Genomic DNA, 15,630 nt, shown 5'->3' on the forward strand with positions numbered 1-15,630 from the left:
TATAAATGAAGTATTTCTGAATGTTAAACATTGTTCATTATAGTTGACAATGAATTTCATTTGAGGAGTAAATTGAAAGAATTAGTAATTTCAACAAATCATATTGTTGATACCATTTGTTTGAATAAATTAAATAATATTATAATATAAAAATATTTGTAAGATAAAATTTAATAATTCATATTTTACAAAACAGGATATTAAGAGGGGTTATTCCGTAGGTCGTCTCATTTATTAATTTATAAATCAATTATTCAATTGAAAATTCTACAAAACAATTTTAATAATTTTAATATTAAAAATTAATAAATGAGAAATTCAAAGCAAATTTTGGGGCAAAGTTTTATTGCTTTCAATGTTGTTTGTATATTGCAAATGTAGGTTAGTTTTCGGTTTCAATAATAAAACTAAAATTCAATTATAACTTTTGAGTGTCTATTAGGCGACTACAAAAAATTAAGTTGCTGATTTACAGTTATTTAAAAAAATAACAAAAAGTAGCAATTGTTTTTTTGATTTAAAAAAAATAGAAAAAATTAATAAAATAATTGATTCCATTTTGTAGTAACAAAAAAATAAATATAATGATTTAAAACCCAATTTTGAAAGTAATTAATTAACAAGAATTATAATATTAAAAAAAAATGAAATTGCTTTTAGGCTCCAACATAAAAAACTTTATTCAATCGTATTTTGAATAAATTCATCTAAATCTTCCTCTTTCGATAAATTTAATTTTTGTTTAATTCTGTATCTAGCCATTCTTATACTTTTGGGTTCTACATTCATTTGCGAAGCCATTTCTTTGTTTGTAACTTTCATTAAAATAAAACCACAATATTTTAAATCCAATTGAGTAAGATTATTAGAAGCTTTTTGTTGTAATTTATCAAAAAATTCAGGGTAAATAGTGTTAAAATTATTTTTAAATTTCTGAAAATCATCATCAATCACCAATCCTTCATCTATTGTTTTAAAGATAACATTATTTATAGTAGCATTTTGCTCTTTATTTTGAATTAATAATTTATCCTTGAGTTCATTTAAAATTTCATTTTTCTTTTCTAAATGCAATACACTATTCATTAACTCTTTTTGGGTTTGTTGTTTTTCTTTTTCTAACTTTATCCTATTTTGTTCAAAATATTTTTGATTCATTTTTATGTTTTTATAATAATAAAAAAACATACCTGCACCTAGCAAAATAGCCAAAAGTGAAGCTATTATCAAGGCATCTTTTAGTTGATTTTCTTTAGATAATAATGTGATTTTTTCTTCTTTTGATTTTAAATCATACTTGGCAGTTGCATTTTGAATCAAGCTTTCTCTTTCACTTTCATTTGCTAATGTAGTAGCTTCTTGAAATAATAGATCATATTCATAATATTGTTTGTAATTATTATTATACATAGCTATTAATTTCAAATCCTGATAAAACTTTTTTTCTGTTGGATAGTCTTTAAATGGGAGTTTTTTTAAATATTGGATTCCTTCTTTAAACGAAAGCGCTGCTTGGTCATATTTTTTTTGTTCTAATAAATATAGCCCCCTAATGCCATAACAATTTCTTACTACACTTACTATGCCAAATTTTTCAGCATAATATAAGGCTTTTTGTATTAATGGTAAAATTTCGTTCGTTTTTTGATGAGTAGATGCCAAAAAATTTGCGTAGTTCAAATAGGAAACCGCTACATTCATTTTATTATATGTTGGTTTTTGAGCAAGTACTATAGCTTTTTGATAAGCCTCAAAAACCTGATTGATTTGTAATTTTGAATTAGGAGCTTGGTATTTTTCTTTCAAATAAGTAGCATGACAAATTTGGGTTTCTAATTGAATATCATTATTTGTTGTTAATTTTGAAAACTGGGTGGCTTTCTCCAAAAAATGAACATCAATTGTAGCACCAGAATTGGCAATACCCAAAGCCGCTAATGCAGCAAAATCATAATTTTTAGATTTTTCAAATAAATCTAAGGCTTTCAACAAATCATTTTCATAACCAAGTACATCTATATACAGTTTATATCTATACAATGCGTAATAATAATATCCTAAAACAGTATTATTAGTAATTTTTGGCAATATTAAACTTGCATTTTCTATATGTTTTTGAGACAAAGGAAGTTTTTTAAACCTCAAATATGTTAATGACAAAAAGCAATTTGACATCAATTCGGTTTCTGTATTTGATGTTGAAACTGCTTCTTTATAAATTTTTTGTTGTAATTGTATAGATTTAGAACTATCTATAAATCTTAAATTTATAGGCTTCAATAATTTGATTTTGTTGTGCAAATGTGCTCAACGTCAAACCTATAAAAATAAAAAAAAAGTAAAAATATTTTTTATAAATTAGCATTTTCTATTGTTTTTTCAATAAAATTTAATAATAATTGTACTCCAAAAGCCGTAGCGTGTTTTGTTTTCGCAAATTCATCATCCACAAAACTTACACCAGCAATATCGATATGAGCCCATGCTGGGTGCTTTTCTGTAAAAAATTCCAAAAATTTTGCTGCTGAAATAGCTCCAGCAAATGGTTTTCCTGAATAGTTTTTTACATCTGCAAATTCACTTTCTATATCTGATTGATAACAATCCCATAGTGGCAATGGCCATAATTTTTCATTAATAGATTGTCCTATTTCTTGCAAATTTGCTAGTATTTCTTTATTGTTTGAAAATAAAGCTGCTGTTTCAAACCCAAAAGTACCAATGCAACTGCCTGTTAAGGTAGCCAAATCTATAATAATTTCGGGTTTATAATTTTGAATCAAATAGGATAAACCATCTGCCAAAATCAACCTTCCTTCCGCATCGGTATCTACTATTTCGATAGTATGACCGCTGTAACTTTTGATAATATCGCTAGGCAAAAATGATTTTGCATCTACCGCATTTTCACACGCAGGCACAATGGCAGTTACACAAACATCCAATCCCAAATCAGCAATCAATTGCATAGCTCCAATAACGGCAGCACCTCCTGCCATATCTGTTTTCATTTGTACCATTGCAGCTGTTTTGATATTCAAGCCGCCTGTATCAAATGTAATCCCTTTACCTACAAGTCCAATGTGTTTTGTTTTTTTACTATAAGTTTTTGGAACATATTCCATGATGATAAATTGAGGCTCATGCTGACTTCCTTTTCCAACAGATAAAAAAGCCTCTAAACCCGCTGTTTTACAGGCATCAAATCCTAAAACTGTTGTTGTAAAACCAACTTTGTCTGACAGTTCCTGAACATGTTGTGCTAAATATTTTGGTGTTACTACATTGGGTGGCAAATCAACCAATTTCATGGTGTCTATTTGGGCTTTTGCTATTTTAATACTCTTTTCAATAACACTTGTATTAGCATTTTTAGCATGAATGTTCAGTACAAAGCTTGGGTCTAAAAATGGATGTAATGGATTATTTTTATAAAATCCCAAATCATAAGTACCCCAATACAATCCAATGAAAATAGCTTCTATTTGATTGTCATTCATAGAATCTGGCAAAACCAAAAGGGTTTTTTCCTCAAATAAGGTTTTATTTTTTCGAGAAACATTACGAAAAATTTTGCGTAAAATGTCATATTCTTGCCCCACTCCTACTCCAACTAATAATACAATATTTTGAGGGGTTTCTATACAATATTGAGTATCTTTTTTTCCTGAAAATATTTTTTTATTAACTTTAATATCCTGATAAACAATATGTTGCTCTTCAGATACTTCAAAAAAGGGCATAATAATGGTTCCTTCAAAATTTTGATCTATTGGGTTTATAATGGAGGTCTTCATATTTTTTTTGTGTTATATTTCGTCTTCAACTAAGTGGTTATTAGAATATTGTCGCCATTTTTCAATACAATTTTTCATATCAATGGGCAATGCAGTGTCAAACCGCATCATTTCATTGGTAGTCGGATGAACAAAACCTAATGTTTTGGCATGCAAAGCCTGCCTTGGCAATATTTTAAAACAATTGTCTATAAATTGCTTGTATTTTGTAAAAGTAGTCCCTTTCAATATCAAATCGCCGCCATATCTTGCGTCATTAAACAACGGATGTCCTATATGTTTTAAATGAACCCTAATTTGATGGGTTCTTCCTGTTTCCAACTTACAAGATATTAAAGTAACATAACCAAATCTTTCCAAAACTTTATAATGTGTAATCGCTGGCTTACCAACATCTGGATCGTCAAAAACGGCCATTTGCATTCTATCTTTCAAATGACGGGCTATATTTCCTTCTATAGTCCCAAAATCTTCTTTCAAATTTCCCCAAACCATAGCTATATATTCCCTTTCAGATGTTTTTTGTTCAAATTGTTTGGCCAAATGGGTCATGGCGGCCTCGGTTTTTGCAATCACTAACAAGCCCGAAGTATCTTTGTCTATCCGATGGACCAGTCCTGGCCGTTCACTACTATTCATAGGCAAATTCTGAAAATGAAATGCCAAGGCATTCACCAACGTACCCGTATAATTGCCATGTCCTGGGTGTACTACCAAGCCAGCAGGCTTATTGATAAGCAACAACGCTTCATCTTCATATACAATATCTAGCGGAATATCCTCTGGATCTATCCTGTTTTCAAATGGTGGATGCGACAACATGATTTGAACCAAATCCAAAGGCTTTACCTTGTAATTCGATTTTACAATTTTTCCATTTACATAAATATTACCCGAAGTTGCTGCTGTTTGTATCTTATTTCGGGTAGCATTTGGAATCAAATTCATCAAAAATTTATCTATCCGCAACAGCAATTGCCCCTTTGGCACTTCAAATTTAAAATGCTCAAATAACTCATCCTCAGGCTCAAAAACGGCCATATTATTGTTCATCTGCAGGTTTTTCTGTAGTTTCTACTTTTGTACTATCCAGTTCACTTTCGTCAAAAAGGGATTTCCCGTCCCCAACAAACAAATCAATTTTTGACGATTTCAATACCTTGTCGCCTGGTCGCAACACTTTGCCATTCAATCGCATTTCCAAAACCATGTCTTTTCCAATATCTGGCACATACGTTTTGGTTCCCTCGCTCAATCCCATAGCTCGCAACGTAGGAACGGCTTGTCGATACGTTTGCTGAATCAAATTCGGAATCCTAACCATCGTATAGCCATTATCATTTATCCGAATATACACTTTTCTGCCCTCTTTTACCTGCATACCCGCAACAGGATCCTGCTCCAAAACACTCAATTTTGGATAATCAGGATTATAATCCATCGTATCCAAAAGGACATATTCCAAATTCAATCGATCCAATTTTTCTTCTACCTGCTCCTCACTCAATTTCGACAAATTAGGTACAACAACCACTTCACCATGTTTTGTAGCATATTCCAACCAATACATAAACAAAAATCCAATCACCGCAAAAATGCCAATAGCACTCCATATTTGGACAAAAAAAACCTTACTTGTTAAATATTTTCTTAAACTCATAACTCAATATTAATTTTATCGCAAATATATAAAATACTATGTGCATTTCTTTTCAAAAAAAATGATAATTTTGTTTAAATTTTTATTAGGAGCCATTTCCAGCTATCCGTTGCAATCTTTTGTGCCAAACCCTGGCACAAAAGGATTTCCACTACTATCTGGGCTAGGGCAATCCTTTTCAAAAGCAACATTTTTTATAAAATAAAATTCATAACAGCAAAACAACCATGAAAAACATTGCCATCATCATGGGAGGTTATTCCTCCGAATACAAAATTTCTTTAATAAGCGGAAACGTTGTATATAATTATATAGATAAATCAAAATTTAACGCCTACAGAGTCCATATTTTTAAAGACAAATGGGTATATGTAGATCCTCAAGACCAAGAATTTCCCATAGATAAAAACGACTTTTCTACAACTGTCGATAACAACAAAATTACTTTTGATTGCGTTTTCAATGCCATACATGGCACTCCTGGCGAAGACGGTTTGATGCAAGCTTATTTTCAACTCATCGGACTCCCTCAAACTTCTTGCGATTATTATCAAGCTGCACTTACTTTTAATAAACGAGATTTGCTCTCTGTCTTAAAACCTTATGGAATCAAAACAGCCACTTCCTATTATCTAAATAAAGGCGACCTGATTGAAACCCAAAAAATTGTCGAAAAAGTAGGTTTACCTTGTTTTGTAAAACCCAATAAATCTGGATCTAGTTTTGGCATTTCTAAAGTAAAAACCGCTGCCGAACTCCCAATAGCCATCGAAATGGCCTATAGAGAAGACAACGAAATCATCATCGAAAGTTTTTTAGATGGTACCGAGGTTTCTGTTGGAGTAATTAATTATCAAGGAGTTACAACCGTATTGCCCATCACAGAAATTATTTCAGAAAACGACTTTTTTGATTACGAAGCCAAATACCAAGGCAAATCAAAAGAAATTACTCCAGCCAGAATTTCTGAAGAGCTTACGCAAAAAATTGCCGAAACAGCCAAAAAAGCGTATGACATTCTAAAAATGAAAGGCTTTTCTAGAAGCGAATTTATTATTGTAAACAACGAACCTTATATGCTCGAAATGAACACCATTCCTGGACTTACCACCGAAAGTTTATTGCCACAACAAGCCCGTGAAGCAGGAATTTCATTACAAGATTTGTTTACAAACGCTATCGAATTGGCATTATAATTGAAATAATTACACCATAATCAACCAAACCTATTGTAAATTTGTCAAATCATTAATTTTCAACTATTATTTACAAAAAAATATAATTTGTTATTATAATTTTATTTTAAAATCAAAAAATAAAATTTATATTTGCATAAATACAACATCTATGACTAGAAAAGCCATATTTCCAGGATCTTTCGACCCAATTACGCTGGGACACGAAGACATCATCAACAGAAGTCTGCCGTTATTTGACGAAATTGTTATTGCCATTGGTGTAAATGCCGATAAAAAATACATGTTTACCTTAGAAGAACGTTTGCATTTTATCAAAAAAACATTTGAAAAAGAACCAAAAATTTCAGTAATTACATACGAAGGACTCACCATAGATTTGTGCAAAAAACTACATGCCTCATTTATATTGAGGGGCTTACGAAACCCCGCCGATTTTGAATTTGAAAAAGCTATTGCACACACCAACAGGAAGTTGGCCAAAATTGAAACTGTATTTTTACTTACAGCTGCCAAAACGTCGTTCATCAGTTCCAGCATCGTAAGAGATGTTTTACGAAATGGAGGCCACTATGAACTTCTTGTACCTGAAGCCGTTAGAAAATAACCCTATATAATAAAGCCATGCAAACAATAACACTAAAACAAAAACTAAAAGATCATTTTGGATTTGAAAATTTTCGCCCCAACCAAGAAGCCATTATCCAATCTGTTCTCAACGGACAAGACACCGTAGCGATAATGCCTACAGGAGGTGGAAAATCGATTTGTTTTCAGCTTCCAGCCCTCATATTTCAGGGGCTAACCATTGTAGTTTCGCCCTTAATTGCCTTGATGAAAGACCAGGTAGATAGCCTTAAAGCTAACGGCATCAACGCTTGTTTTATTAATAGTTCGCAACAGGCCATGGAGCAACATTATTATTTAGAACAAATTCACAACGGCAACATCAAATTGGTATATGTAGCGCCCGAAAGTTTGAACTATTTAGAACCCCTATTTGCCAGCATCCAAGTGAGCCTTATAGCCATAGACGAAGCCCATTGCATTTCGGCCTGGGGACATGACTTTAGACCCGCATATTGCAATTTAGGATACCTAAAAAATAAGTTTGCCAATACACCCATTTTGGCTCTAACAGCCACTGCCGATAAAGCTACCAGACAAGACATTTGCGATCAACTGAATTTGCAAAACCCTCATGTTTTTGTAGCCTCATTCGACAGAAAAAACCTAAGTCTCGAAGTAAGACCAGCCCTCGATAGGGTGAAACAAATTGTACAATTTATTGATAAAAAAGCCGATGAAGCTGGTATTATTTATTGTTTAAGTCGTAAAACTACCGAAGAATTATCAGAAAAATTACAATCAAAAGGTATTTCGGCTATGGCCTATCATGCTGGTTTGGACAACCACAACCGAACAAAAGTGCAAGATGCGTTTATTAATGATACCTGCCAGGTAGTTTGTGCCACAGTTGCCTTTGGTATGGGCATAGATAAGTCCAATGTGAGATGGGTGATACATTATAATTTGCCCAAAAATATCGAAGGCTATTACCAAGAAATTGGCCGTGCCGGCCGAGATGGACAACCCGCAGAAACAATCTTATTTCAAAGTTATGGCGATGTCATTCAGCTTCAAAAATTTGCACTTGAAGCCCAAAATGCTGAAATTCAATTAGCTAAACTAGATAGAATGAAACAATTTGCCGATGCCCAAAGTTGTCGTCGCAAAATATTATTATCCTATTTTGGAGAGCTCGTTTCTGAAAATTGTGGCAATTGCGATGTGTGCAAAAACCCTCCTGCTTTTATAGATGGCACCATAATTGCCCAAAAAGCATTATCTGCTATTTACCGTTTAAAAGAATCAGAACCCATTGGAGTAGTTGTCGATTTTTTGAAAGGGTCAAAAAATGCAAACATCTATGACAAATCATACCAAAACTTAAAAACTTATGGAGTGGGTGCCGATATCGCTTGGTTTGATTGGAGCCAATACCTTATTCAATTGGTAAATTTAGGTTATTGCGAAATAGCATTTCATCAAAATAACCAACTAAAACTAACATCTAATGCAAAAAATGTGCTTTTTGAAAATGAAAAAGTACTGCTAACCAATGTTCAAAAAGTAAAATTTGAAACGCCAAAAAGTAAAGAAAAAGCAGTTAAAAAAATTACAAATACTCAATCTTTATTTGACATTTTAAGAAAATTAAGAACCGATTTAGCACAAGAAGAATCAATTCCAGCTTATGCTGTATTTAACGATGCTACTTTACGACAAATTGAAGCTGAAAGACCCATGAGCGATGAATCATTTTTGGCCATTGACGGTGTTGGTAGAGCCAAACTCGAAAAATATGGCACTATGTTTATTGAAGCCATTAGACAATTTCAAAGTGATAAAATTGAAAAACCAAAAAAAGAAAATACATACAAAATTACATTAGAAATGTTTCAAGCAGGCGAAAGTGTTGCGGCCATTGCAGCCAAAAGAGAACTCAATCCTGCAACTATTATGTCGCATTTGGCCAAGCTATATTTAGATGGTAATGCAATCAATATCCATCAATTTATTGATAAATCCGAAATAGAATTGATAAAAAATGCCAAAGAAATATTGGAAAATCCAGCACAACTTAAAACCTATTTTGATTATTTTGAAGAAAAAATTCCTTATGAAAAAATCAGAATCGGTTTAAGTATTTTAGAAAAAGAAGCACTTTAAAACAATTCGGGGCGGTATTCAAAGTGCATTGTATCATAATGTTTCCACCTTCCGCCCCAAATAAAACCATTTTTTTCAAAAATTTGAACCAACCCCATTGGTATGGCATTTCGGTATTTTAGTTTTGTAAATTCATTTTTACACTTACAATCCCACTGCCAATAATGGGCATTTTTTATATTAATATCTATTGTTATTCCAAAACTATGATTGCTTAAACGGTTTGTACCCGCTATTTTTCGCCATACAAAGGTGCCCGCAATATTGGTCAGATACGCTTTCCATTCTGGGTGTTCATCTAATGCTTTTGAAATATTTTGCATTTTTTCGGCAACACCATTTATTCGACTAACCAACAATTTTTGACCAACCAATTTAGGACACCATGTGATGCTAACTAAATTCTTGCGAACCTTATTTTCAGTATCTCCATACATTTTTTTAAAAAAAAGTTCATTTCTAACCCTTCCCGCATCGTTATGATCTGTTTTGGACGTATCATATCGATAAGCAAATTGATCTTCGACATCTGGATTGTCCAATAATTCTTGACTGTTTTTAGTTTTAAAATCATCATAAATCAAAAATGATTTGTCTGCAAAAAAAAGTTTATTATCTCGAAATTCAATAATTTGATCAGGATAGGCTTGCATCAACTTCAATACTTGAGGGGGTGGTTGTTGGCCCATCAATGTATTTGACATCGTAATTAGTATAGATATTAAGAATAATTTCATATTTAAAACCTTTTGAGTTGCGATGAATCAAAACGCCATTCTGGAGTTTCCAATGTGGTTCCAAAATCCAAATCGTACCAAGGACTTCCGTTGGCCCGATTGGGATTTTGTAAAACTTGTAATTCTTGAGCGGGCATATAGCTTTGTGCTAACATAAATATCGTATGATTATTTTGAATATTTATTGCTTTATCTACAACTATTACTGCATGTCCTGGAAAACCACCCTTTATAAAAACATCGCCAATTTGAATATCTTTAACAGCAATGGTTTTCAATTCTTTTTCTAATGAGGCTGTGCCCGCATATTGAAAAATTTGTTCCAAATATTGCCAATATACATTTTGATCTGCTGCTGGAACAGTGGCTTTTTTCCAATAAGTTTTGTTGCCTTGCAAAACAATTCTTTTTCCTTTAATCCATTCCGAAAAATCAACTCTAAAACCATTTGTAAAGTTAAAATGAATGGCATTAAAGTCCTTTTTTTGGTACAAATAATCAGCTCTCAATCGCATAACAGCATCAGCACATTGGTGCAAATCTTTATTGCCAATTGGCAAATCTATAACAGCTACATACACATTGGCTTTATTTTTATAAGTCCCATTATAATATTTAACAAGACTATTTTGAGGTTTTAATTTTAAATTTCTTAAATAATTAGCAAAAGAATTGGGGTTTTCTTGAGTTCTAACAAAACCCTGAGGCACAGGAAAACGATGTGCTATGGTATTATAATTTTGATTTAAATACGGAACAAAATTAACAGAAGGTAAATAAATAACTACTAATATTAAAAAAATATATGTTTTATTTTTCATAAAATCTATAATAAACCATTATACTTACGAACAAACCATTCTACAGACAATACTATAGCTAATAATGCCAAAAGCCACTCCCAATCAATCAACGGTGTTTTTTTGACAATCGCTTTTTCGGTAGGTTTATAATTGGGGTTATCCAATAATTGTTTGATTAATGCAGGTGTTTGCGTTGGATAAAAGCATTTTCCGCCATAATTTTGAGCGAGTTGTTGCAACTTGAGCACCTCTGGATTTACAAATTGCTTTTCAATATCAAAAGGAGCAATTTCAAAAAAACTATTATATACTGCATTTGTATTAATTTCTTTGACAATAAACTGGTAATGGCCTGCTTCCAAACCTTCTAAATTTACTTTAAAACTATTGTTGTTTTTTAAGAAATCATATTTAATTTGTTTTTTATTGTCTTTATTTATTATCGAAATAGTCAACTTTGCTTTTTCGTCAAACTCATAATTTTTATTAAAAAATTCTGCCGTAATCTCAATCAAATCAGAGGCATTATAAAAATGTTCATGATGAACAATTAACGATTTTTTTCGGTCGTTTGAAGCTAAAAATTGGATGGTTTTGTCTAAAAACTGATCAAATTTTTCAAAACTTTTTTGATTTAGATGTTCTTGCAAACGCCATTTCCAAATATTTTCTCCAAAGAGGTAGGCATTTCGCTGGGCTGTATAGGATACAAAGGTGAACAAAGGTTGCTGCGTATTAATATTCCTTATTTTAGCATTCAAAAGTACTTGATTTGGTGCTTTTGAAATAATTTTTCCAAAAGGATTTTGTAATGGTGGTAACTCGTTAAAAATGTGGGGCTCTATGGCAAATAAATTAAACTGCTCTTCAAAAGCAGCGAGATAATCCTCTTTTTGAGTAGTCATTTGAAACACAAAATCTGTTTGGTTTTGATTCAAAAAATTAAAATCGGTATGTAAACCCGTAATAATCAAGGCATTTAACTTCATTTTTGCCTTTAAATCAAAAATATTTTTAAAACTTTCGTTTGGTTGATATAAAAGTAGCACATTAAAATCCTGCAACGATTGGATGGCTGTGGGTTTTAGGATGGTAACTTTTCTTTGATTATTGGTTTCGATGGCCCTTTTTATAGCTCCTAAATCAGGATGGCTGATTGCAGAAACCAAGGCAATATTGGTTTTTTGATCAATAATATCAATAGCAAAATTCTTAATGTTATTATGTATATTACGTTCTTTTTCTGAAGAATTTATTTGAGCTTTATATATTTGAAGGCCCATTTTATCTGCTGGCAAAAGTACTTGTAGAACTGCCGATTTTTTGTTTTTTGAAAATGAAATGGCTTGTTTGACTAATGTATTGTTGCCATTTGTTATACTAAAATTAGCATGAACAGGCTTATTCCCAGAGTATTGTAAAAACACCTCTACAGGAAATTTATTTTTATAAAAAGCATATTTATTGACATTCAGTTGATTGATTTTCAAATCTAAAAAAGTAGTCGTATCGCCAACAACTATGGGCAAAATTTGAGCGTGTTTTGGAAAACTAAATGTATAATCATTGCCAGATGTTTGATTTCCATCTGTAATAATAACCGTAGGAAAATAATTGTTTTTTAAAATATTTTTTAAATATGTACCAACTCCATCAATATTAGTTTTAGTACCTTTGAAATCAATTTGTTGCGACATTTCGGTTTTGTCATCAAATTTCAATAATTGCACATCAAATTTGGTTTTCAAATCAGCGTTTTGAGCCAATTGTTGGTAAACGTCTGTAGCTGTTTTTTGTGCAAATAAATTTTTAATAGAGCTAGAATTATCCATAACAATTGCCAAAGGAGTTTTGACAATTTCAAAAGTATTTCTTGAAATTACTGGATTTATTAACAATAAAAGGAGTATAAAAACGCTAAAAAAACGCAAACAAGCCAAAAACAAAATGGTTTTTGACTTGTTTGTATTTTTATATATGTATTGGTAAAAAGCAATCCCAATTGCTATAAGTACAGCTAAAAAAATGAGCAATATTGTAGTAGTATTCATTAATATATTGGGGTTTTTACCTTAAATTACAACTTATAACTTCAAATTAAGTAAGCATACCTCCGCAAACATTCAATACCTGACCAGTAACAAAACTGCTCATATCCGAAGCAAAAAACAAGCAAGCATTGGCCACATCTTCTGTAGTGCCGCCACGTTTCAATGGAATGCCATCTCGCCATCCCTGAACCACATCTTCGTTTAATTTTGCAGTCATTTCTGTTTCAATAAAACCTGGTGCAATGGCATTACAGCGAATGTTTCTTGACCCCAATTCTAAGGCAATCGATTTTGTAAAACCAATAACTCCCGCTTTTGAAGCTGCGTAATTGGTTTGTCCAGCATTACCTTTGACTCCCACTACACTACTCATATTGATAATAGAGCCTTTACGGTTTTTCAAGAATGTTTTTTGAACGGCTTTGGTCATGTTAAAAACAGATTTCAAATTGACATCTATAACTTGATCAAAATCATTTTCGGTCATTCGCATCAACAAATTATCCTTTGTAATTCCTGCATTATTAATCAAAATATCTATGTTTCCAAACTCTGCCAATACGGCTTCTACAAAAGTTTGAGCCTCATTAAAATCAGCGGCATTAGATTGATACCCTTTTGCTTTTATGCCCAATTGGTTCAATTCATTTTCTAATTCTTGAGCAGATGCTGCCGATGAACTATAAGTAAAAGCTATATTTGCTCCATTTTTTGCAAATATTTCCGCAATTCCTTTTCCAATTCCTCTGCTGGCACCTGTAATAATGGCCGTTTTCCCTTCTAGTAATTTCATTTTTAAATAATTATAATTGATTCAATAATTGAAGTGTCAAATATAAACAAATAATTTAAAACCAATACAAAACCTAAATCAATAAAATCAAATTTTTAAAAATATAGTAAAAATAATAAATTATGATTCAAATTTTAACTAAAATCTTAAATATATAGTACACTACCCCTTAAACTTCCAATCAAATTCGTTTTCATTTTTAATCATAGCACCCAATTCCAACTTGACTACTTCGTCAAACTCTACCTGAAACAACAACCAATTGTCTTCATTAAAAAAATTATGGAAAGAGTCCACTTGTTCTTCAGCAAAATGATTGATTTTTTTTGAAGCTAAAAATTTTTTTACATCACTTATTTTTCTTCCCATTATTTTTTCGCCAAAAAGAGTTAAATCTTGGCTAGATGCCACCAAATAACCTAACTTAAAGTCTTCCTCTTCATAAAAAGTTAACCTTATTTTGTATTGATTATATAAATAAATTCTGTTTTGATCATCATCCAAAAACGACAAATCTGGCTTTCCATATTTTGCCATTACATCAGCTTCTTTCATGCCAAAAATTAAGGAATCGATCCCATTTTTTAAATTAACCTGCATATAAAATTGTTTAAATAAGTGTTGATTTTAGCTTACAAATGTACTGCTTTTTTGATAATGATAAAATAACTACTGAATTATAATTTGTATAAATTTTGGGCACCATTTATTTTATTTTTAATTAAATCCACCAAATGAAGCGGTGCAATTACTTTTACACTATCGGCATAACTCAAAATAAACCTTACTAATTCGTAATTAATTATTATATTTAGCTTAATTTCTAAAGTATTTTCATCAATCCATTTATTTTTTTGAGATTCATGAATTGGCTTATTCACCATATATTTACCCGTTAAGGGTTCAAAATGCAGGATTACAGTTTCAATAATTGAATTTTCGGGTTTAGAAACACCAATCATGTCTGAAAAATATTCCTTAAAATCAATTTTTTCATTTTCTATAAAACCCTTATCAATACATTTGTAACTTACAATTCTATCCAACGCAATATTCCAATCATACTTATTTTTGGAAGGATTTAAACCCAATATAAACCATCTGTTATTATATTGTTTTAAATAATATGGGTGGAATTCAAATTTATAAGACTCTGGAAACGAAAAATCTTTATATTCAATTTCTAATGTTAGTTTATCTTTCACTGCTTGAAACAACATACCAAAATTGTCTATACCCTTCAAATCTGCATTTTGTTCAAACCCAATAAATGGTTTTTCTATAATATTATTTTTAAATTTCATATCTAGTTTTGCAATAATTTCAGAAATCCCTTCAAATTGAGGCATTCCCTCAAAATGGCTTAAAGTTAATAATGCAGCTTGAAATTCGTTGGTTTCTATATCATTTAAAGCTAAGTTGTTGATAGAAAAATTAATGTTTTCGTAGCGGTAAATTTTTTTTTTACCATCACTTAAATCTGCAAATTCTATACCCCAACCTTCAGTAGATTTCATAAAGGCAATATCTTCTTGTAGTTGTCTTAACTTTATGGCGTTCTTGTGATTGTCAAAAATTTCAAATAATTTATCGTTTAACTCTTGAAGTAAAACATCAATAGTATAAATCTTAAACGGATGTCGAAAAAAAGAGTCTAAAATTTTATATCTTATAAAAGGATTTTTTGTAATTGCCATATTAAAAAAATGGTTTAATTTTGCTTGAATTTTGGTGCAATATAAAAAATATTTTGCTATGCAGCAAAAATGCAGAGAAGGAATATAAATTTGCAGCATCAAAATAAGTTCTTTGAAAACCGTAGTTAAGATATTGAATCGCTCGTTTTTATAACGGGCTTGC

General features: G+C 31.3%; 14 protein-coding genes. 4 read left to right on the plus strand and 10 right to left on the minus strand.

Features of this window, described 5'->3' with window-relative positions; all coding sequences use genetic code 11:
- Positions 1–678: 678 nt before the first annotated feature.
- The 4 genes from FBFL15_RS08750 to FBFL15_RS08765 form a co-directional block, all read right to left on the minus strand.
- Positions 679–2,280, minus strand: a complete 1,602-nt coding sequence (locus FBFL15_RS08750) for a helix-turn-helix transcriptional regulator (protein ID WP_014084250.1) — start codon at positions 2,278–2,280, stop codon at positions 679–681.
- A 71-nt stretch (positions 2,281–2,351) separates the two neighbouring features.
- Positions 2,352–3,797 (minus strand): leucyl aminopeptidase family protein, encoded by a 1,446-nt coding sequence (locus FBFL15_RS08755; RefSeq protein WP_014084251.1) that lies wholly within the window; start codon positions 3,795–3,797, stop codon positions 2,352–2,354.
- Positions 3,798–3,809: 12 nt separating this feature from the next.
- Positions 3,810–4,850: an RluA family pseudouridine synthase gene (locus FBFL15_RS08760; RefSeq protein WP_014084252.1), complete on the minus strand. Its 1,041-nt coding sequence runs from the start codon at positions 4,848–4,850 to the stop codon at positions 3,810–3,812.
- Positions 4,840–5,457 (minus strand): PASTA domain-containing protein, encoded by a 618-nt coding sequence (locus FBFL15_RS08765; protein WP_014084253.1) that lies wholly within the window; start codon positions 5,455–5,457, stop codon positions 4,840–4,842. The genes FBFL15_RS08760 and FBFL15_RS08765 overlap by 11 nt, the downstream gene beginning before the upstream one ends.
- Positions 5,458–5,527: 70 nt before the next feature.
- On the opposite strand from FBFL15_RS08765, the gene FBFL15_RS16990 reads away from it, so the two are divergent.
- The 4 genes from FBFL15_RS16990 to recQ all read left to right on the plus strand — a co-directional run bounded on the left by FBFL15_RS16990 (position 5,528) and on the right by recQ (position 9,386).
- Positions 5,528–5,662 carry a hypothetical protein gene (locus FBFL15_RS16990; protein WP_262493550.1) on the plus strand — a complete coding sequence of 45 codons (135 nt, stop codon included), beginning with the start codon at positions 5,528–5,530 and terminating at the stop codon, positions 5,660–5,662.
- Positions 5,663–5,684: 22 nt separating this feature from the next.
- The gene (locus FBFL15_RS08770) at positions 5,685–6,653 is read left to right on the plus strand and encodes a D-alanine--D-alanine ligase (protein WP_014084254.1); all 969 of its coding nucleotides are present in this window, start codon (positions 5,685–5,687) and stop codon (positions 6,651–6,653) included.
- 151 nt (positions 6,654–6,804) lie between these two features.
- Positions 6,805–7,260, plus strand: coding sequence for a pantetheine-phosphate adenylyltransferase (coaD, locus tag FBFL15_RS08775; protein ID WP_014084255.1), 456 nt, complete (start codon positions 6,805–6,807; stop codon positions 7,258–7,260).
- A 17-nt stretch (positions 7,261–7,277) separates the two neighbouring features.
- Positions 7,278–9,386 carry a DNA helicase RecQ gene (gene recQ, locus FBFL15_RS08780; RefSeq protein ID WP_014084256.1) on the plus strand — a complete coding sequence of 703 codons (2,109 nt, stop codon included), beginning with the start codon at positions 7,278–7,280 and terminating at the stop codon, positions 9,384–9,386.
- Here the strand turns inward: recQ and FBFL15_RS08785 are convergent.
- The 6 genes from FBFL15_RS08785 to FBFL15_RS08810 form a co-directional block, all read right to left on the minus strand.
- A complete protein-coding gene (locus FBFL15_RS08785) occupies positions 9,383–10,123 on the minus strand; it encodes a M15 family metallopeptidase (RefSeq protein ID WP_014084257.1) in 741 nt (246 codons plus the stop codon). The two genes, recQ and FBFL15_RS08785, sit on opposite strands and share 4 nt — an antisense overlap.
- A gap of 2 nt (positions 10,124–10,125) precedes the next feature.
- On the minus strand, positions 10,126–10,944 hold the full coding sequence (locus tag FBFL15_RS08790; RefSeq protein ID WP_014084258.1) for a DUF4846 domain-containing protein: 819 nt from the start codon (positions 10,942–10,944) through the stop codon (positions 10,126–10,128).
- A 5-nt stretch (positions 10,945–10,949) separates the two neighbouring features.
- Positions 10,950–12,977, minus strand: coding sequence for a hypothetical protein (locus FBFL15_RS08795; RefSeq protein WP_014084259.1), 2,028 nt, complete (start codon positions 12,975–12,977; stop codon positions 10,950–10,952).
- A 46-nt stretch (positions 12,978–13,023) separates the two neighbouring features.
- On the minus strand, positions 13,024–13,770 hold the full coding sequence (fabG, locus tag FBFL15_RS08800; RefSeq protein ID WP_014084260.1) for a 3-oxoacyl-[acyl-carrier-protein] reductase: 747 nt from the start codon (positions 13,768–13,770) through the stop codon (positions 13,024–13,026).
- Positions 13,771–13,932: 162 nt separating this feature from the next.
- A complete protein-coding gene (locus FBFL15_RS08805) occupies positions 13,933–14,370 on the minus strand; it encodes a hypothetical protein (RefSeq protein ID WP_014084261.1) in 438 nt (145 codons plus the stop codon).
- 77 nt (positions 14,371–14,447) lie between these two features.
- Positions 14,448–15,467, minus strand: coding sequence for a helix-turn-helix transcriptional regulator (locus FBFL15_RS08810; RefSeq protein ID WP_014084262.1), 1,020 nt, complete (start codon positions 15,465–15,467; stop codon positions 14,448–14,450).
- Positions 15,468–15,630 lie beyond the last annotated feature (163 nt).

Source organism: Flavobacterium branchiophilum FL-15 (assembly GCF_000253275.1).
GTDB classification, from domain to species: Bacteria; Bacteroidota; Bacteroidia; order Flavobacteriales; family Flavobacteriaceae; genus Flavobacterium; species Flavobacterium branchiophilum.